Source organism: Blastococcus sp. TML/M2B (genome assembly GCF_016612865.1).
Classification (GTDB): Bacteria; Actinomycetota; Actinomycetes; order Mycobacteriales; family Geodermatophilaceae; genus Blastococcus.
The window spans coordinates 309,425-326,965 of sequence record NZ_JAENZZ010000001.1; the positions used below are offsets into that span (position 1 = coordinate 309,425).

The following is a 17,541-nucleotide window of genomic DNA, read 5'->3' on the forward strand; positions in this document are numbered from 1 at the left end:
GCTGCGCTAGCGTCGCGCGCATGACGGAATCGGCACGCCAGCGCTGGGAGTACGCCACCATCCCGCTGCTCATCCACAACACCAAGGCGATCCTCGACTCCTGGGGCGTGGACGGCTGGGAGCTGGTCACCGTGCTCCCCGGCCCGAGCGGGTCCGACCAGCTCGTCGCGTACCTCAAGCGCCCGGCGTGACGGCGCCCGCGGGCGGCTGGCACGCCCGGCTCGCCGAACTGGGCATCCGGCTGCCGCCCGTGGCCGCGCCGGTCGCCGCGTACGTGCCGGCCGTGCGCACCGGGTCGCTGGTGTTCACCTCCGGCCAGCTGCCGTTCGTCGACGGCGGGCTGCGCCGCACCGGCAAGGTCGGCGGCTCGGTCGACGTGGAGGCCGCGGCCGCCGACGCCAAGGTGTGCGCGCTCAACGCCCTCGCCGCCGTCGACGACCTGGTGGGCCTGGACGAGGTGGCCCGCGTGGTGCGGGTGGTCGGCTACGTGGCCAGCGCGGAGGGCTTCACCGGCCAGCCGCGGGTGATCAACGGCGCCAGCGAGTTCCTCGCGAAGATCTTCGGGGACGCCGGCCGGCACGCCCGCAGCGCCGTCGGCGTCGCCGAGCTGCCGCTGGGCTCCCCGGTCGAGGTCGAGCTGACGGTCGAGCTGCGATGAGCGCCGACATCCGGCACGCGGCCACCGTCCTCGTCGTCCGCGACGGCGATCCCGGCCTCGAGGTGTACCTGCTGCGGCGCACCAAGGGCATGCCGTTCGCCGGCGGGATGACCGCCTACCCAGGTGGCGGCGTCGACGAGCGCGACGCCGACACCGAGATCGGCTGGGCCGGCCCGACGCCCGCCGAGTGGGCGGCCGCTTTCGGCTGCGACGAGCGGCTGGCCCGCGAGCTGGTCTGCGCCGCGGTGCGGGAGACCTTCGAGGAGGCCGGCGTCCTGCTGGCCGGGCCCGCCGAGGGTGCGGTCGTGCCGGACGTCTCCGGCGACGACTGGGAGCAGCAGCGCCAGGCGCTGCTGCGCCGCGACCTGTCGCTCACCGAGCTGCTCGCCGGCCGCGGCCTGGTGCTGCGCTCGGACCTGCTACGCCCCTTCGCGCACTGGATCACCCCGCCGATGGAGTCCCGCCGCTACGACACCAAGTTCTTCGTGGCGGCGCTGCCGGCCGGGCAGGAGGCGCGCGACGTCTCCGGGGAGGCCGACGAGGCCGCCTGGCTCTCGCCGGCCGCCGCGCTGGCCGAGCACCACGCCGGGACCCGGCCGATGCTGCCGCCGACGTCGCACACGCTGTCCCAGCTGGGCCGGTTCGCCGACGTCTCCGCCGCGCTCGCCGGCTCCCCGCCGGACCCGATCGAGCCGATCCTGCCCGAGTTCGAGCAGACCGACGAGGGCCGCTTCGCAGTCCTGCCCAACGGGGAGAAGGTCCCCCTGGTGGCTATGACGAAGAAGTAGGGCATCGAACGACAGAGGCCCGGAACCGTGACGGTTCCGGGCCTCTGGCGTTCAACGCTCAGGTCACCTCGCGCGGCGGCGCAGGCGCTCCTCGTCGAGGACGACGACCGACTTGCCCTGCAGCTGGATCCAGCCGCGGTGCACGAAGTCGGCCAGCGCCTTGTTGACCGTCTCGCGGGAGGCGCCGACGAGCTGGGCCAGCTCCTCCTGGGTGAGGTCGTGCTTGACGCGCAGGCCGTCGCTCTCGCGGTTGCCGAAGCGGTCGGCCATCTGCAGCAGCGCCTTGGCCACGCGGCCGGGGACGTCGGTGAAGATCAGGTCGGCGACGGAGTCGTTGGTGCGGCGCAGGCGGCGGGCCAGCACGCGGAGCAGCTGCTCGCCGATCTCCGGGTGCGCCTCGATCCACGGGCGCAGCACCGACTGCGGCATGCGGGCCAGGCGGACGTCGGTGACCGCGGTCGCCGTCGCCGTCCGCGGGCCGGGGTCGAAGACCGACAGCTCGCCGAACTGGTCGGAGGGGCCCATTACGGCCAGCACGTTCTCGCGGCCGTCGGGGGCGCGGCGGGAGAGCTTGATCTTGCCCGTCATCACGATGTAGAGGCTGTCGCCGGGGCTCGCCCTCGTTGAAGACGACGCGGCCGCGGGGGAGCGTGACGATCTCGAGCCGGCTGAGGACGGGGTCCACCGCGTCTTCCGACAGCCCCTGGAAGAGCCCCGACTGGGCCAGCACCTCGTCCACTGCACGTCCTTTCCCACTGCTGCTCGACGGGCGCATTGCTCCCGTGTCCGCAGCGAGTCTAGGGGCCTGTGCCCCGGGTCACCCGTTCGGTGGCACCCGGTGTCCCCCCTGCGAGCGAGTGCGCCGGCTCACAGGCGCCCCGGCCGGGGGTCAGACCAGCGGGGGGTTCGTGGTGCTCGCGCCGCCTTTGCGGCGGCGTCGCCAGCGGAACAGCGCCCGGCGGATGCCCGAGGAGGCCAGCGTGTCGACCTCGTCGGCGGTGGCGGTGTCGAGGAACTCGCCGACCTCGCGCGGCGAGGCGGGACGGCGCAACGGCTCCTCGACGCGCTCCATGACGAGCAGGAAGGCGATCAGCAGGGGCGGGAAGAGGATGGACGCTCAGCGCGACCACGGCGACCTCCTCCCGACCTCGTGCGACGCGTCGCCGGCCCGCGGGACGCGGGATCGGCCGTTCTCGATTCTGGCACGACCGCTCCCTGTCAGCCGGGCCGCCTACGCTCGGTCGCGTGTCCGCCCCCGCTCCGTCGCCGGCCTACGCGCGCCCGGTCAAGCCCCGCCGGCCCACGAAGGCCGCCCGCACGGGGGCCTCCCCCTTCGATCCGGGCGAGACCCCGCTCGGTCGCACCCGCCGGGCCCGGCGCATGGCGCGCGAGCTGGCCGTCATCCACCCCGACGCGCACTGCGAGCTGGACTTCACGAACGCCTTCGAGCTGCTCGTGGCCACCGTGCTGTCCGCGCAGACGACGGACAAGATGGTCAACAAGGTCACCCCGCGGCTGTTCGCCCGCTTCCCGGACGCGCACGCCCTCGCCGGTGCCGACCGCGCCGAGCTCGAGGAGATCCTCAAGCCCACCGGCTTCTTCCGCGCGAAGATTCGAACTCGGCCCTCGGGCTGGCGCAGGCGCTGGTGGAGCGGTTCGACGGCGAGGTGCCCGGCCGGATGGCCGACCTCGTCACGCTGCCCGGCGTCGGGCGCAAGACGGCCAACGTCGTCCTCGGCAACGCGTTCGGCATCCCCGGGCTCACCGTCGACACGCACTTCGGCCGGCTGGTGCGCCGCTTCGGCTGGACCGAGGAGGAAGACCCGGTCAAGGTCGAGGCGCAGATCGCCGAGCTGATCCCGAAGAAGGAGTGGACCGACTTCTCCCACCGCGTGATCTTCCACGGCCGGCGCGTGTGCCACGCCAAGAAGGCCGCGTGCGGGGCATGCGGGCTGGCGCAGTGGTGCCCCTCCTACGGCATCGGCCCGGTCGACCCCGAGGTCGCCGGGAAGCTGGTCAAGACCCCCGCGGCCTCGGACACCGAGTGATGCGCGTCCGGTTCCTGGGGCTCGCCGCGCTGCTCGCCCTCACCGCCTGCACCGGTGACGACGCCGACGACGCCGCCCCCTCGCGCACCCTCGCCGACGCCACCGCCCTGGAACCATGCCCCGAGCAGCCGGACCAGCCGGCCGCGGGCGCGGCGACCCTGCCCCCGCTGGTCTTCGACTGCCTGGGCGGGGGCTCGCTCGACCTCGGACGGGCACCGGGCGTCCCGACGCTGGTCAACCTGTGGGGCAGCTGGTGCGCGCCCTGCCGCACCGAGCTGCCGCTGATCCAGGAGTTCGCGACGGCGGCCGGCGACCGGGTCCGCGTGCTCGGCGTCATCAGCAAGGACGGTGCGCCGCAGGCCGACTCGCTCGCCGCTGATCTGGGGATCACGTTTCCGGGTGCCTTCGACGGGGACGGTGAGCTCATGGACGAGCTCGGCATCAACGCGCTGCCGTTCACCTATTTCCTCGACGCCGACGGCGCGCTGGTGCACACCGAGGTCGGTCAGGTGACCTCGGTCGAGGAGCTGCGCACCCTCGTCGCCGAGCACCTCGGGGTGCAGCTGTGAGCGCAGCGGACCACGTCCGCACCGACGGGGTGCCCGAGTACCTGCGGCGGCTGCTGGACGCCGCCGACGACCTGCCCCTGGCCCGCCGGATGCCGGAGCCCTCGGCCACCGCCCGGCGCGCGGCCGTGCTGATCCTGTTCGGCGAGGGCCCGGCCGGCCCGGACCTGCTGTTCATCGAGAAGTCCGCGCACCTGCGCAGCCACGCCGGCCAGCCCGCCTTCCCCGGTGGCGGGGCCGAGGCCGGTGACGACTTCCCGATCGGCACCGCGCTGCGCGAGGCGCACGAGGAGGCCGGCATCCACCCCGAGAGCGTGCGCGTGCTGGCCACGCTGCAGGAGCTCTACCTGCCGCCGTCGAACCGGCTCGTGGTGCCGGTCGTCGGCTGGTGGGACGACCCGCGGGACGTCACCGTCGGCGATCCGCACGAGGTGGCCCGCGTGGCCCGGGTGCCGCTGGCCGAGCTGGTCGACCCGGCCAACCGCTACCGGCTGCGCCACCCGTCGGGCTACATCGGCCCGGCCTTCGCCGTCGCCGACATGGAGGTGTGGGGCTTCACCGCCGGGCTGGTCGACACGATCCTGGAGGCCGCCGGCCTGACCCGGCCGTGGGACCAGCGCGACGTCCGCACGATGGGCGCGGCCCGGCCGAAGCGGTACACGCTGCCCGGCTCCGGGGACGACGACCCGGCCGGCGACGCCGCCGCGCCGACGGTGGCCGATCCCGCGCCCGACGGCCCGCCGACGCGTACGGTCCCTCCCCGATGAGGGCGGGCGCGAGGCGGCGGACGGCGGCGCTGTGCGCCGGGGCGGTGCTCGCGGTCGGGGCGCTCACCGGCTGCGGGGGCGACGACGGCGGGGACGGCGGCGGGGGCGACGGGACGTCGGCCTCGACCGAGGTTCTCGGGGTGGTGACCATCGCCGAGGACGGCGTCCAGGAGGTCACGATCCGGACCCAGGACGACTACGTCTTCACCCCGGACACCTTCACCGTCGCGCCGGGGAAGGTGCGGCTGACGGTGGTCAACGCCGCCGACGAGATGACCCACAACCTGAAGTTCGACGAGGGCGAGGGGCCCGAACCGATCGGCGCCGGCATCGACTTCCTGGCCCCCGGCCAGGAGCTGACCATCGACTTCGAGGTCGCCGTGCCCGGCGACCACCCGTTCACCTGCACGTTCCACACCCAGCTCGGCCAGGTGGGCACCATGACGGTGAGCCAGGGGGGCTGACCGTGTCGCTGGTGGACGTGGTGCTGATCGTGCTGGCGATGGCCTTCGCGCTGTCCGGGTTCCGGCAGGGGCTGCTCGTGTCGGCCACCTCGATCGCCGGTTTCCTGGGCGGCGCGGTGCTCGGCGCCCAGCTGTCCGGGCCGGTCGCCGAGCGGATCGACGGCTCCAGCGTCACCCGGGTGTTCGCCGCGCTCGTCGTCGTCCTCGCCGGGGCGCTGCTCGGGCAGATCCTGGCCGGGGCGATCGGCCGGGCGGTCCGGCGCACGGTGACCTGGGAGCCGGCGAAGATGCTGGACTCGGTCGCCGGTGCCGTCGTCTCCGCGGCCGCCGTCCTGCTGGTCGCCTGGATGGTCGCCTCGCCGCTGGCCAGCTCGCCGTTCCCGCAGGTGGCCGCGCAGGTGCGGCAGTCGGCGCTGGTGCAGGCCGTCGACAGCACCGTGCCCTCCGGCGTCCGGTCGGTCTACGACAGCCTCCGCGAGGCCATCGACCGGCGGGGGCTGCCCGACGTGCTCGACCCGCTCACCCCGACACGGGTCCGCGACGTGCCGGCGCCGGACCCCGCGCTCGAGGGCAGCCAGGTCGTCACCTCCGTGCGCGGCTCGGTCGTCAAGATCACCGGGATCGCGCCGTCCTGCTCGCGGCAGATCGACGGCTCCGGCTTCGTCTACGCGCCGGAGCGGGTCATGACCAACGCGCACGTGCTCGCCGGGGTCACCGAGCCCACCGTCGAGGCCGAGGGCGAGGAGTACGACGCGACGCCGGTGTACGTTGGACGAGGCGATCGACGTCGCCGTCCTGCTCGTGCCGGGCCTGCCGCAGGTGCCGCTGACGCTCACCACGGCGCCGGCCGCGGCCGGGGACGACGCGATCATCATGGGCTACCCCGGGGGCGGGGACTTCTTCGTCGGTGCCGCGCGGATCCGCGACCAGGGCGACATCAGCGGGCCGGACTTCCGGGGCAGCCGCACCGTCGTCCGCGACGTGTACGCGCTGTTCGGCACCGTGCGGGCCGGCAACTCCGGCGGCCCGCTGCTCGCGCCCGACGGCCAGGTGCTCGGCGTGGTCTTCGCCTCGGCGATCGACGACCCGGACACCGGCTACGCGCTCACCGGCGCCGAGGTCGAGGACGCTGCACTGGCCGGCACGACCGCCCGCGCGACCGTCGGGACCGGCCCCTGCGAGTGAGCCTCAGCGGGCCCAGTCGGCGATGGCCGCGCTGATCTCGTCGGGGGCCTCCTCGGGGAGGAAGTGCCCCCGACCGGGCAGCTCGCGCGCCACTCGTAGGCACCGGCGACGTAGCGGCCCGAGCCCGCCGCGGTGGCCGGCAGCACGCACCCGTCGAGCTCGCCGTGCAGCTGCAGCGTCGGCGCGGAGATCGGCGCGGCCATCCGCCGGGCGTACCGCAGGCCGTCGGGCCGCAGCTGCGAGCGGCCCGCCCAGCGGAAGTACTCCATCGAGCCGTAGGCGGCCTGCGGGATGCGGGCGGCGGAGCGGTACCGGTCGACGGCCTCGGCGAAGCCGGGCGCCTGCGTCCACGCCGGGCCCGACCAGTCGCGCAGCAGCTCGGCCACCGGGTCGTCGTCGGCACGGGTCAGCCGGCGCTCGGGCAGCCGCGGGAGCTGGGCGCCCAGGAAGTAGCGGAACGCCCGCCGTTGCGCGGCGTCGGCCATCCCGGCGCGCAGCCGGCGCGGATGCGCCATGGACAGGACGACGAGGCGGCGGACGCTGCGCGGGTGCAGCGCGGCCGTCGTCCAGGCGACCAGGGCACCCCAGTCGTGCCCGACCAGCACGGCGTCCCGCTCGCCCAGGGCGCGCACCAGCGCGGCGACGTCGGCCGCCGCGGTGGGCAGGTCGTAGCCGCGCGGCGGCTTGTCGCTCGCGCCGTAGCCGCGCAGGTCGGGCGCGACCACGCGGAAACCCGCCGCGGACAGGGCGGTGAGCTGGGCCCGCCAGGCCCACCAGAACTGCGGGAAGCCGTGCAGGAGCAGCACCAGCGGACCCTCGCCCGCCTCGGCGGTGTGCAGCGAGATGCCGTTGGCCGAGACGTCCCGGTGGGTCCACGGCCCCGGCAGCAGGACGCTGGTCGCGTCCGGCTGCCCGTCCGGCGGGACGGTCACCGCCGGCTCAGAGCTTGTAGGACTCGTTGCCGCGCAGCGCGACCTTGCCGCCGCTCACCTCGGGCACGGCCCGGTGCCGCTGGCCAGGAGCCTCGCGGTGCAGCACGTCCGGCAGGTCGGAGAGGGTCTCCAGCGTGCGCTCGGGCTTCTCGATCTTGGAGATCAGGCGCTTGCCCACCAGCGCGAGGAGCCCGGCCAGCAGCAGCAGGAAGACCCACACCAGCAGGTAGGACAGCCACCGGGGGAGGCCGATCGCGGTCAGCCCCTCGGCCAGCGCGATGAAGACGAAGAACATCGAGAAGCCCGCGACCACCGCGGCGGCGCCGAACAGGCCACCACCGATGCCGGCCTTCTTCGCGGACTTGCCGACCTCGGCCTTGGCCAGCTCGATCTCGGCGCGGACCAGGGTGGACATGTCGGCCATCGCGCTCTGGACGAGGGCCCCGACCGAGGGCTCCTCGGCTCCGGCGGTCGTCCCGAGCGGGGTCGGCGACACACTGTGGGCCACGGGTGGCTCCTCCTTCGTCGGGTCGTGCGGATCAGCGTTCCTGACCAGGGGAATGGTGCCCCACGGCGGACCGGGGCGCGCCCTCGCGTCCCCCGACGGGTCACCCCCCGAGGGCAGACATGGCCATTTCTGCCCTCGGGGGGAGCCGGCGGGTCAGTCCTCCGCGGGGGCGGCGGGCAGCTTCTCCTTGATCAGGTTCATCACCGACGAGTCGGTGAGCGTGGTGACGTCGCCGAGCTCGCGGTTCTCGGCGATGTCGCGGAGCAGCCGCCGCATGATCTTGCCCGACCGCGTCTTGGGCAGCTCCTGCACGACCATGATCTGGCGCGGCTTGGCGATCGGCCCGATGTCCTTGCCGACGTGCGTGCGCAGCGTCTGCACCAGCTCGTCGCCGGAGTCCACCCCGCTCTCGCGGAGGATCACGAACGCCACGATGCCCTGGCCGGTGGTCGGGTCGGTGGCGCCGACGACCGCCGCCTCGGCGACCGCGGGGTGCCCGACCAGCGAGGACTCCACCTCCGTCGTGGAGATCCGGTGCCCCGACACGTTCATCACGTCGTCCACCCGGCCGAGCAGCCAGATGTTGCCGTCGGCGTCCTTCTTGGCGCCGTCGCCGGCGAAGTAGACGTTCTTCCCGAACCGCGACGCAGTAGGTGTCCACGTAGCGGTCGTCGTCGCCCCAGATGGTGCGCAGCATCGACGGCCACGGCTCGGTGAGCACGAGCAGGCCGGTCGAGTCGTCGGCCAGCTCGTTGCCCTCGTCGTCGACCACCTTCGCCGCGATGCCGGGGAAGGGCACCTGCGCCGAGCCCGGGACCAGCGACGTGACGCCCGGCAGCGGGTTGATCATGTGGCCGCCGGTCTCGGTCTGCCACCAGGTGTCGACGATCGGGCAGCGGCCGCCGCCGATGTGCTCGTGGTACCAGAGCCAGGCCTCGGGGTTGATCGGCTCACCCACCGAGCCCAGCACCCGCAGGCTGGACAGGTCGAAGCCGGCCGGGATCTCCGCGCCCCACTTCATGAAGGTCCGGATCACCGTCGGGGCGGTGTAGAGGATGGTCACGCCGTACTTCTGGATCAGCTCGAACCAGCGGCCGCGGTGCGGGGTCTCCGGGGTGCCCTCGTACATCACCGACGTCGCCCGGTTGGGAGAGCGGGCCGTAGACGATGTAGCTGTGGCCGGTCACCCAGCCGACGTCGGCCGCCGTCCAGAAGACGTCCTCGTCCGGCTTGAGGTCGAAGCTCGCCCAGTGGGTGAAGCTCACCTGGGTCAGGTAGCCGCCGGAGGTGTGCAGGATGCCCTTGGGCTTCGCCGTCGTCCCGGACGTGTACATGATGTAGAGCGGGTGCTCGGCGTCGAAGAACTCGCAGGTGTGCTCGGTCGACTGCCGGCCCACCACGTCGTGCCACCACAGGTCGCGGCCCTCGGTCCACTCCACGTCCTGCTCGGTGCGCTTCACGACGAGCACGTTGCGGACGCCGGGGGAGCGGCCCACCGCGTCGTCGACCGCGGGCTTGAGCGCGCTGGGCGCGCCGCGGCGGTACCCGCCGTCGGCGGTGATGACGAGGACGGCGCCGGCGTCGTCGATGCGGCTGGCCAGGGCGTCGGCGGAGAAGCCGCCGAAGACCACCATGTGGACGGCGCCGATCCGGGCGCAGGCCAGCATCGAGATGACCGCCTCGGGGATCATCGGCAGGTAGATCGCGACCCGGTCCCCGGCCTGCACGCCGAGCTCGACCAGCGCGTTCGCCGCGCGGCTGACCTCGTCCTTGAGCTGGGCGTAGGTGATCGTCCGGGTGTCGCCGGGTTCGCCCTCCCAGTGGTAGGCGACCTGCTCGCCGTGGCCGGCCTCGACGTGCCGGTCCACGCAGTTGTAGGCGACGTTGAGCTTCCCGCCGACGAACCACTTGGCGAACGGCGGGTTGCTCCAGTCGAGCACCTCGTCCCACGGCCGCTCCCAGGACAGCCGGCCCGCCTGCTCGGCCCAGAAGCTCAGCCGGTCGGCCGCCGCCCGCTCGTAGACCTCGGGACCGACGTTGGCCCGGGCGGCGATCGCCTCGGGCGGCGGGAAGGTGCGGCTGCCGGTCGGGGTCGTCTCGCTCATGCCCTACCTCCGTGTCCGGCGCCGCCCGGATCGGCGGCGCAGCGTGGCTCAGGTCACCGTATGGCCTCCCGTGCCCGCCCGTCTGCCCCGGGACGGCGGGCGGCGGGATCCGTGCGGCGGCCGGTCAGAGCGGCCGGGTGCGCACGCCGGAGCAGGACGCCCTCCTCGAGCGCCTGACCGGCGCCGCTGATCCGGCTGCCGACCCCGGGAGGGGCTTTCGGTACCGAAAGTCCCGACGGGATGGGGACTTTCGGTACCGAAAGTCCCGATGGGAGGGGGACTTTCGGTACAGAAAGTCCCGGGAGGGGGTGGTCAGGAGGAGCGCGGCACGTCCTGGAACGGGACGTCGCGGTCCACCTCGGGTTCGCGCGGCAGGCCGAGCAGCCGCTCGCCGATGATGTTCCGCTGGATCTGGTCGGTGCCGCCGCCGATCGAGGTGAAGTAGGCGTTCATCGAGGCGAAGTTGGCGTCGTCGCCGTCGGGGTGCTCCGGGCCCTCGAGCAGCGCCTGCGCCCCGACGATCGCTGACTGCACGCGGCCGGTCTCGTGCACGATCCGCGACATCGCCAGCTTGCCCAGCGACGCCAGCGGGGAGGAGCCGCCCTGCTCGGCCTGGGCCAGCGCCCGCTGGTTGGTCCAGCGGTTGACCGAGCGCAGGGCGAACACGCGCGCGATGTCGCGGCGGAGCAGCACGTCGCCGGCCCGGCCGTGGCGCTTCGCCAGCTCGGGCAGGTCGGCCTCCGCGCGCCCGTTCGCGCGCGTCATCGCCCCCAGGTTGGTGGAGCCCAGCGCGACCCGCTCGAAGGCCAGCGCGGTGAGCAGCACCCGCCAGCCCTGCCCGGGCCCGCCCAGCAGGTTGGCGGCCGGCACCCGCGCGCCGGTCAGGAAGACCTCGTTGAAGTGCGCCTCGCCGGTGATCTGCCGCAGCGGCCGGACCTCGACACCGGGCTGGTCCATCGGGAGGAAGAAGAAGCTCAGGCCGCGGTGCTTGGGCACGGCCGGGTCGGTGCGGGCCAGCAGCATCCCGTAGTCGGCGCCGGCGGCGTTCGACGTCCACACCTTCTGGCCGTCGACGACGTACTCCTCGCCGTCGCGCACCGCGCTGGTGCGCACGCCGGCGAGGTCGGAGCCCGCGCCCGGCTCGCTGTAGAGCAGGCACATCCGCACCCGGTTCTCCAGCAGGGGGCGCAGCAGCCGGGCGCGCAGCTCGTCGGTGCCGAAGGTCAGCAGGGTGCCCGCCCACAGGTTGGTCCGGTCCTGCCCGCTGCCGGGGGCGCCGGCCCGGGCGAACTCCGCCTCGACGATCCGCGCCTGCGCCTCGTCCAGCTCCCGGCCGAACGCCGCGCGCGGCCAGCGCGGCACCGCGTACCCGGCGTCGACGACGGCGGCGGTCCACGCGGCCCGGTCGGCGGCGGGGTCCCAGTGCGCGGCCAGCCAGGCGCGGACCTCGTCGCGGAGCTGTGCGTCGCTGCTCATCCCGCCGTCCTACCAGGTCCCGGCACCGGCGTCAGGGGCCGAGGACGACGGTGGACAGCGCCATCACGCCCACGAGCAGGATCAGCGCGGTCACGACCGCGAACAGCCGGGCGTCGGGCAGCACCTCGTCGCGCCGCAGCCGGTCCTCCGCGGTGCGGTGCCGCAGCGCCGCACGGGCGCCGATGACCGCCACGAGCGCCGTGGCGACCGCCGCGAGGGTGATCGCGGTGGCCGGGGAGCGGTCGAGCAGCAACCGGCCGATCAGCAGCGCGGCGCCGTACCCGGAGAGCACGGTCCGCCGCCAGGCCAGGGTCGTCCGCTCGAGCTGCAGGCCGGGATCCCAGGGAGGCATCAGAGGAGCAGGACGAGGACCAGGCCGAGGGCGATCACCGCGACGCCCCCGGCCAGGACGGTCCCGACCCCCAGGCCGGGCAGCGGCTCCTGCCGGCGCATGGCCCGTTCGTTGGCCATCCAGCGGACGAAGGCGGTCCCGCTGGCGGCCATCCCGAGCACGATGAGGGCGACGGCGAGCGGCCGGTAGCCGTCCGCGTCGCCGTCGGCCTGCTCGGCGAGGACGTCGACGGCCACGCCGGCCACCACGAGCGCCAGCGCCGTCCGCAGCCAGGCGAGGAAGGTGCGCTCGTTGGCGAAGGTGAACCGCGGGTCGGGCTCGACGCCCTCCCGGTAGACGCGGCGGGGCCAGCGCGTCACTGGTCCCGCGGGCCGGCGAGCAGCCGGGCCGAGGGCCCCGCCTGCTGCCCGGCCCCGCCGGTGACCTTACGGGACTCGGCGGCGGCCCAGGTGAAGATGCCGCGCGCCATCAGCGACTCCTCGGCCTTCGCCCGCGCCTCGTACACCTCGGCGCGAGCGGCGTGCGCCGTCGCGTCGGCGGCGTCGGCCTGCACGGCGAGCTCGGCGAAGTGCGCGGCCAGGCGCAGCTCCCCGGCGTCGGCGTAGCGGCGGGCGACGTCGGCCAGTGCGGTGGAGCCGCCGGCGAGCTCGGCCACCGCGGCGGCGAGCTGGGCGTCGGGGGCCGGCTTGAGGTTGGCCGGGTTGCCGTCGTACCAGCCGGCGTAGCGCCGCCAGAGGTTGCGCACGATGAACTCGGGCTCGTCGTACCGGGCGCGCAGGTAGGGCCGGTCGGCCAGGTGCGCGGGGGCCCGGACGGCGTGCACCAGTTCGTCGAGCCGGGCACCGGCGTTCATCCCGTCCAGCGTCTGCTCGACCAGGCTCTCCAGCCACTCGGCGGTCTCGGTGAGCGCCTGGCGGATCCGGTCGGCACCGAAGACCGGGGCCCCGTGCGAGGGCAGCATGGTCTCCGCGCCCAGGGCCGCCATCCGGCGCATGGCGATCGCCCACTCGCGCGGGTAGCGCTGCACCTTCTGCGGGTTGCCGCAGTTCGGCGTCACCCAGATGAACATGTCGCCGGGGCAGAGGATCTTCTGCTCGGGCAGCCAGGCGACGGTGGCGTCGTCGGTCTCGCCCTGGACGTGGAACAGCTCCATCGTCAGGCCGCCGCGGGTCAGCGTCATGGCGTCCCGGTAGGTGACGTCAGGACGGCGGTACTCGGTGGGCCAGGTCAGGTTGGGGGCCTGGAACTGGCGCTGGTTGATGACGGCGTTGTAGCCGTTGGTGAGGACGTAGCGGTCGAAGCGCGCGCCGATGAGCTCCTGGGCGACGACGGTGGGCCGCGGGCCGGGCTCGGCGTCGAACGGCCCGACGCCGAAGACGTGGTCGATGTGCCCGTGGGAGAAGACGACGGTGCTGACCGGGTCGGGGCTCCAGGTGCGGATCGCGGTGTGCAGCGCGGCCGCGCCCATCGGGTTGCCGCTGTCGAACAGCAGCACCTCGCCGCCGGCCTTGAAGGTGATGACGTTGCCGAAGCCGGGGTGGAACCCGACGCCGTCGGCGACGTCGAGGACGCCGCTGCCGGCCGATCCGCTCTGGGCGATGTTGTCGTCCGCCGCCCCGTTCCAGACGTCGTCGGCGTAGTCGATGAGGGAGCGCGTCATGCCGTCCACCGTGGCGGCTGCGCGCGGGGCGGGCAAGGAGCGGGCGCGCCAGGTCGACGCCGCTATCGTTGTGAGATGTCACAGCCCGACGTGCCGGAGCAGGCCGCCGCGCTGGCGGCGCGGCTCGTCCCGCGGGTGCCGGAGCTGGCCCGGCGGGTCGTCGAACGGATCCGCGCCGAGGTGCCGGGGTTCGACCGGCTGCCCGGCGAGATCCAGGACGTCGAGGTCGCCGGCACCGCGCGCGCGTCGATCCGGGCGTTCCTCCGGCACGCGCAGGGGCTGCCCGGCGCCGGCTCCGCGCTGTCCCGGGAACGGGCCGTGCAGCGGGCGGAGGAGGGCATCCCGCTCGCGGCGCTGGTGCAGACCTACCACGTCGGTGCCGAGGTGGTCGTCGACGCGCTCGCGGCCGAGTCCCGGCCGGACGAGGCGGCCGCCGTGCTGCACCTGGTCCGCGAGCAGCTGCGCGCGGTGGGCTCGGCGGTCACCCGGGTGACCGAGGCGTACCTGGCCGGCGGGGCCGACCAGCACGTCGCCGTCCGCGAGCTGACCTGGGCCCTGCTGCGCGGCGAGCGGCCGGAGGACGTCGCCGCGCGCTACGGCCTGCCGCTGGAGAGCGGCTACCTCGTGCTCCGGGTGCGCGCGCCCGGGGACGGCGACCCGCGGGTCGCGCTGCGGTGGGTGCTGGCCCGCACCGCGGCCCGGGCGGAGGGCCGGGCGCTGAGCCTGCGCGACGACCTCGGCGGGCACGTGCTCCTGCCCCCGTCGTTCCCCCTCGCGGACCTGGTGCGGGCGGCGGCGCCGGGGGAGGGGGTCCCGGTCGTGGGGGTGGCGCCGGCCGCGACGCCGGCGGACGTCCCGGCGGCCGCCCGGCGGGCCGGTCGCATCGCGGCGGTGGCCGGGACGCCCGGCCTGCACCGGCTCGCCGACGTGCTGCTCGACTACCACCTGGCGCAGCCCGGCGACGGTGCCGCCGAGGTGGCCGCGGTGCTCGACCCGCTGGTCGCGCACCCCGACCTGCTGCCCACGCTGACCGCATGGCTCGGCGCCGACCTGGACCGCCGCGGCACGGCGCGGGCCCTGGGCGTGCACGCGAACACCGTCGACAACCGGCTGGAGCGGATCGCCGAGCTCACCGGCGTGGATCCCCGGTCGGCGCGCGGCATCCAGCTGTTCGGCGCGGCGCTCGCGCTGCGCCGGGCGCCGGCCTGACCGCGGCCGGAGGCCTCGCGGCCGGGTGCCGACCGGGTGCATGATCGCACCCGGCGTCGACCGGGGAGAAGTCGCATGACGGTGCTGCCCGCCGCGTTCTTCGGGCACGGCAATCCGATGAACGCGCTGGAGAGGAACCGCTACACCGACGCCTGGCGGGCCTTCGGCCGCTCCGTGCCACGCCCGCGGGCGATCCTGGTCGTCTCCGCCCACTGGTACATCCAGGCCACTGCCGTGACCGCCATGCCGCGGCCGCGCACGATCCACGACTTCTACGGCTTCCCGCGGGAGCTGTTCGACGTCCGGTACGAGCCGCCGGGGCTGCCCGATCTCCACGACGAGATCGCCGACGTCGTGCACCCCACCTGGGTCGGCGCCGACGTCGACAGCTGGGGGATCGACCACGGCACCTGGTCGGTGCTGCTGCACGCCTTCCCGGACGCCGACATCCCGGTCGTCCAGCTGTCGATCAACGCGCTCAAGTCCTTCGACTACCACCTGCAGCTCGGGGCGGCGCTGGCGCCGCTGCGCCGCCGCGGCGTGCTGGTGATCGGCAGCGGCAACGTCGTGCACAACCTGGGCGGGGTCAGCCGGGCCATGCCCGACGCCGGGTTCGACTGGGCCCAGCGCTTCGACGAGCGGGCCAAGGAGCAGATGCTCACCGCGCCGACCGACGTCGCGCGGCTCGACGGGCACCGCGACTTCGACCTCGCCGTCCCGACGCCGGACCACTTCCTCCCGCTGCTCTACCTCGCCGGTTTGGCCGGCGCGACCGGCGACGCGGCGGAGGTGCTGGTCGACGGCTACGCCTACGGCTCGCTGTCGATGACCGCCTACACGGTCGGCATGGCGCCGCCGGAGACCACCGGCTCGGGCGTCGCCGCCGCGCTGCCGCAGGACCCGCCGACCGACGGCGCCAACATCTAGCCGCAGGTCAGCGGCCTGCGGCGAGAAGAGTGGGAACGGTCCGTCCCGTTCTGGTCGCGGATCGTGACGGCACACGCGCGTCACAGGTAAAAGTCCCGGCGCCGGCTGGCAGGTATCCAGGCGTCTCCGGACAGTGAGGGCGCTCACCAACTTGTCGTTACCGGGGGTCACACTTGTCTCTGCGCCGTTCCTCCTCTCCGTCCGGGCGACGTGCCCTCGTGGCCGCCGGCCTCGCCGCCGCCCTGGTCGCCGTCCCCGGGACCGCCGCCGCGGCCGATCCCGACCCGGTGGCGGAGGTGACGGGCTTCCTCGACCAGCTGGCCGGGGGAGCGCCGTCGGCGCAGAGCGTCCCCGGCCTGCCGGAGTTCGCGGTGCCCCCGGAGATCCGCGACGCCTTCCAGCAGCTGGCCGACGCCGCGATGCTGCCGGAGAACTGCGTGGACGGCGTCGCTGACGCCCTCGAGCTGATCCTGAACGGCCTGGTCGCGCTCCCGCTCGAGCTGGCCGACGTCCTGGCCGACCTGCTCGCCCTCCTGGGCGGCGGCGGGTTGCCCACGCCCGGCGACCTCACCGTGCTGGAGGACCTGCTCGACGAGCTGCTCGGCGGCCTGACCGGTGGGCTGGGTGGCGGTGTCCCCGCCCCCCTGGCGGCCGGTGGCACGACCGAGGAGGAGGGGACGGCGCCCGCGGCGACCACCACCACCGCGCCGGCGACGGCATCCGAGGAGGAAGCGCCCGAGGAGGGAGCGCCCGCCGAGGAGTCGCCCGAGCTGCCCACCCTGGTCGACGGCCTGCTGGCGCTCGGCGAGGCGCTGGCCGGCTGCCTCCCGGCCCTGCCCGCCCCGGGCGACACCGGCACCCCGCAGCCCGCTGCGCCGGTCGCGAGCCCGACCCAGCAGCCGCCGGCGGCGACCCCGGCCCCCGTGGCCGCGGCGCCCACCGCGCAGCCGGTGGCCTACCTCGGCTACGCGCCGACCGGCGCCGACGCGCCGCGGGCCGACGACACGTCGGTGCCGCTGACCGCCGTCGCCGGGGGGCTGGTCCTCCTGGCCGGGGCGGGCGCGGCCGGATACGGGATGCGGGGCCGTGCGGTTCGCTCGCGCGGCTGACCTGCGCGCCGCCGGCGCCTTCCTGGTGGTGCTGGCGGCCGGTCTCGGGATGCTGCTGCTCGTCGCCGGGCGGCCGGGTGCGGACGACGCTCCGCAGCCGGCCCCCGCGGCGGCGGCTCCCGGGGAGGTGCTGGCGACCGGGCCCATCCAGCCCGCGGCGCTGAGCATCCCGGCGATCGGCGTGGACAGCCCCGTGGAGTCGCGCGGGACGGTCCGCTACGAGAACCCGTTCACCGGGCAGCCGGTCGACGGGTACGGCGTCCCGGAGTCGATGCGGACGACCTCGTGGTGGTCCGACGGGCCGCTGCCGGGCTCCGGGCAGATGGCGGTCATCCTCGGCCACCAGCAGGCCGGTGGCGGAGCGGTGTTCGACCGGCTGCACACGCTGGCCCCCGGCGACGAGGTCACCCTGCGGGACGGCGCCGGCGCGGTGCTGCGGCTGCAGGTCCTGGGCGAGCCGGTGACCGGGCTGGACAAGGCGACGTCCGCGCTGTCCGACACGCTCAACGCCCACCCGGCCGGCGCCGACGTCGCGCTGGTGACCTGCGGCGGCGAGTTCGTCGAGGACGCCGGCGCGAGCACGGACAACACGGTGGTCTTCGCGACCGTCGTCCGCTGAGCGGGTCAGCCGCCGGCCGCGTCGTCCCCGGGGGCCAGTGAGACCACCGGCCCGACCACCCACACCGAGGGCGGCCGGATGTCGGCGGTCGCGAGGGTCCCGGGCAGCCCGCCCAGCGTGGTGCGCACCGTGCGCTGCGTGGGCGTCGAGCCGTCGCTGACGATCGCG

The 17,541-nt window shown here is 74.8% G+C and carries 22 protein-coding genes and 4 pseudogenes; 14 read left to right on the forward strand and 12 right to left on the reverse strand.

Annotated features, from left to right (window positions below):
• The first annotated feature begins 20 nt into the window (after positions 1-20).
• The 3 genes from JKP75_RS01400 to JKP75_RS01410 are packed head-to-tail and all read left to right on the forward strand — an operon-like array spanning position 21 to position 1,446.
• The gene (locus JKP75_RS01400) at positions 21-191 is read left to right on the forward strand and encodes a hypothetical protein (protein WP_091767663.1); all 171 of its coding nucleotides are present in this window, start codon (positions 21-23) and stop codon (positions 189-191) included.
• Positions 188-658 carry a RidA family protein gene (locus JKP75_RS01405; RefSeq protein WP_200489476.1) on the forward strand — a complete coding sequence of 157 codons (471 nt, stop codon included), beginning with the start codon at positions 188-190 and terminating at the stop codon, positions 656-658. Before JKP75_RS01400 ends, JKP75_RS01405 begins: the two co-directional genes overlap by 4 nt.
• On the forward strand, positions 655-1,446 hold the full coding sequence (locus JKP75_RS01410) for an NUDIX domain-containing protein (protein ID WP_200489475.1): 792 nt from the start codon (positions 655-657) through the stop codon (positions 1,444-1,446). The genes JKP75_RS01405 and JKP75_RS01410 overlap by 4 nt, the downstream gene beginning before the upstream one ends.
• Before the next feature lie 63 nt (positions 1,447-1,509).
• Here JKP75_RS01410 and JKP75_RS01415 read toward each other — a convergent pair.
• Both JKP75_RS01415 and JKP75_RS01420 read right to left on the reverse strand, forming a co-directional pair.
• Positions 1,510-2,185: pseudogene (locus JKP75_RS01415) on the reverse strand (Crp/Fnr family transcriptional regulator).
• Between the two features lie 150 nt (positions 2,186-2,335).
• Positions 2,336-2,518: a hypothetical protein gene (locus tag JKP75_RS01420; protein ID WP_200492703.1), complete on the reverse strand. Its 183-nt coding sequence runs from the start codon at positions 2,516-2,518 to the stop codon at positions 2,336-2,338.
• A 419-nt stretch (positions 2,519-2,937) separates the two neighbouring features.
• Between JKP75_RS01420 and JKP75_RS20025 the strand changes: the two are divergent.
• From JKP75_RS20025 to JKP75_RS20040, 7 genes and pseudogenes are all read left to right on the forward strand, one after another.
• Positions 2,938-3,003, forward strand: a pseudogene (locus JKP75_RS20025) (hypothetical protein); the annotation flags it as partial.
• An 89-nt stretch (positions 3,004-3,092) separates the two neighbouring features.
• Positions 3,093-3,494, forward strand: coding sequence for a hypothetical protein (nth, locus tag JKP75_RS20030; RefSeq protein WP_309229411.1), 402 nt, complete (start codon positions 3,093-3,095; stop codon positions 3,492-3,494).
• Positions 3,494-4,063, forward strand: a complete 570-nt coding sequence (locus JKP75_RS01430; protein ID WP_200489472.1) for a TlpA disulfide reductase family protein — start codon at positions 3,494-3,496, stop codon at positions 4,061-4,063. The genes nth and JKP75_RS01430 overlap by 1 nt, the downstream gene beginning before the upstream one ends.
• A complete protein-coding gene (locus JKP75_RS01435; protein ID WP_309229412.1) occupies positions 4,060-4,827 on the forward strand; it encodes a CoA pyrophosphatase in 768 nt (255 codons plus the stop codon). The genes JKP75_RS01430 and JKP75_RS01435 overlap by 4 nt, the downstream gene beginning before the upstream one ends.
• On the forward strand, positions 4,824-5,291 hold the full coding sequence (locus JKP75_RS01440; protein WP_200489471.1) for a cupredoxin domain-containing protein: 468 nt from the start codon (positions 4,824-4,826) through the stop codon (positions 5,289-5,291). Before JKP75_RS01435 ends, JKP75_RS01440 begins: the two co-directional genes overlap by 4 nt.
• Positions 5,292-5,329: 38 nt before the next feature.
• A pseudogene (locus tag JKP75_RS20035) lies at positions 5,330-5,998 on the forward strand (CvpA family protein); the annotation flags it as partial.
• 94 nt (positions 5,999-6,092) lie between these two features.
• Positions 6,093-6,476 (forward strand): trypsin-like peptidase domain-containing protein, encoded by a 384-nt coding sequence (locus JKP75_RS20040; RefSeq protein ID WP_375539230.1) that lies wholly within the window; start codon positions 6,093-6,095, stop codon positions 6,474-6,476.
• Here JKP75_RS20040 and JKP75_RS01450 read toward each other — a convergent pair.
• From JKP75_RS01450 to JKP75_RS01480, 9 genes and pseudogenes are all read right to left on the reverse strand, one after another.
• Entirely contained in the window at positions 6,389-7,408 is a 1,020-nt protein-coding gene (locus tag JKP75_RS01450) for an alpha/beta hydrolase (protein WP_309229413.1), read from the reverse strand. The two genes, JKP75_RS20040 and JKP75_RS01450, sit on opposite strands and share 88 nt — an antisense overlap.
• Positions 7,409-7,415: 7 nt before the next feature.
• Entirely contained in the window at positions 7,416-7,916 is a 501-nt protein-coding gene (locus tag JKP75_RS01455) for a phage holin family protein (protein ID WP_200492704.1), read from the reverse strand.
• Positions 7,917-8,069: 153 nt separating this feature from the next.
• Positions 8,070-8,468 carry a hypothetical protein gene (locus JKP75_RS20045; RefSeq protein ID WP_242471408.1) on the reverse strand — a complete coding sequence of 133 codons (399 nt, stop codon included), beginning with the start codon at positions 8,466-8,468 and terminating at the stop codon, positions 8,070-8,072.
• 211 nt (positions 8,469-8,679) lie between these two features.
• Positions 8,680-8,979 (reverse strand): annotated as a pseudogene (locus tag JKP75_RS20050) (AMP-binding protein); the annotation flags it as partial.
• Entirely contained in the window at positions 8,867-10,021 is a 1,155-nt protein-coding gene (locus tag JKP75_RS20055) for an AMP-binding protein (RefSeq protein WP_375539224.1), read from the reverse strand. The gene JKP75_RS20055 and the pseudogene JKP75_RS20050, both read right to left, overlap by 113 nt.
• Positions 10,022-10,333: 312 nt before the next feature.
• Positions 10,334-11,497 (reverse strand): acyl-CoA dehydrogenase family protein, encoded by a 1,164-nt coding sequence (locus JKP75_RS01465; protein WP_200489468.1) that lies wholly within the window; start codon positions 11,495-11,497, stop codon positions 10,334-10,336.
• 31 nt (positions 11,498-11,528) lie between these two features.
• Complete coding sequence (locus tag JKP75_RS01470) at positions 11,529-11,849, reverse strand: DUF202 domain-containing protein (RefSeq protein WP_200489467.1); 321 nt, start codon at positions 11,847-11,849, stop codon at positions 11,529-11,531.
• Positions 11,849-12,208: a DUF202 domain-containing protein gene (locus JKP75_RS01475; protein ID WP_200489466.1), complete on the reverse strand. Its 360-nt coding sequence runs from the start codon at positions 12,206-12,208 to the stop codon at positions 11,849-11,851. The genes JKP75_RS01470 and JKP75_RS01475 overlap by 1 nt, the downstream gene beginning before the upstream one ends.
• The gene (locus tag JKP75_RS01480) at positions 12,205-13,509 is read right to left on the reverse strand and encodes an alkyl sulfatase dimerization domain-containing protein (RefSeq protein WP_200492705.1); all 1,305 of its coding nucleotides are present in this window, start codon (positions 13,507-13,509) and stop codon (positions 12,205-12,207) included. Before JKP75_RS01480 ends, JKP75_RS01475 begins: the two co-directional genes overlap by 4 nt.
• A 75-nt stretch (positions 13,510-13,584) precedes the next feature.
• Here JKP75_RS01480 and JKP75_RS01485 point away from each other — a divergent pair, with 75 nt between their 5' ends.
• The 4 genes from JKP75_RS01485 (at position 13,585) to JKP75_RS01500 (ending at position 17,373) form a co-directional block, all read left to right on the forward strand.
• The gene (locus JKP75_RS01485; RefSeq protein WP_200489464.1) at positions 13,585-14,718 is read left to right on the forward strand and encodes a CdaR family transcriptional regulator; all 1,134 of its coding nucleotides are present in this window, start codon (positions 13,585-13,587) and stop codon (positions 14,716-14,718) included.
• Positions 14,719-14,793: 75 nt separating this feature from the next.
• On the forward strand, positions 14,794-15,645 hold the full coding sequence (gene ygiD, locus JKP75_RS01490; RefSeq protein WP_200489463.1) for a 4,5-DOPA dioxygenase extradiol: 852 nt from the start codon (positions 14,794-14,796) through the stop codon (positions 15,643-15,645).
• A gap of 218 nt (positions 15,646-15,863) precedes the next feature.
• Positions 15,864-16,754, forward strand: coding sequence for a hypothetical protein (locus JKP75_RS01495; RefSeq protein ID WP_200489462.1), 891 nt, complete (start codon positions 15,864-15,866; stop codon positions 16,752-16,754).
• On the forward strand, positions 16,732-17,373 hold the full coding sequence (locus JKP75_RS01500) for a class F sortase (protein ID WP_200489461.1): 642 nt from the start codon (positions 16,732-16,734) through the stop codon (positions 17,371-17,373). The genes JKP75_RS01495 and JKP75_RS01500 overlap by 23 nt, the downstream gene beginning before the upstream one ends.
• Before the next feature lie 5 nt (positions 17,374-17,378).
• Here JKP75_RS01500 and JKP75_RS22335 read toward each other — a convergent pair whose 3' ends face one another.
• Complete coding sequence (locus JKP75_RS22335) at positions 17,379-17,501, reverse strand: hypothetical protein (RefSeq protein WP_255523232.1); 123 nt, start codon at positions 17,499-17,501, stop codon at positions 17,379-17,381.
• Between the last annotated feature and the right edge of the window lie 40 nt (positions 17,502-17,541).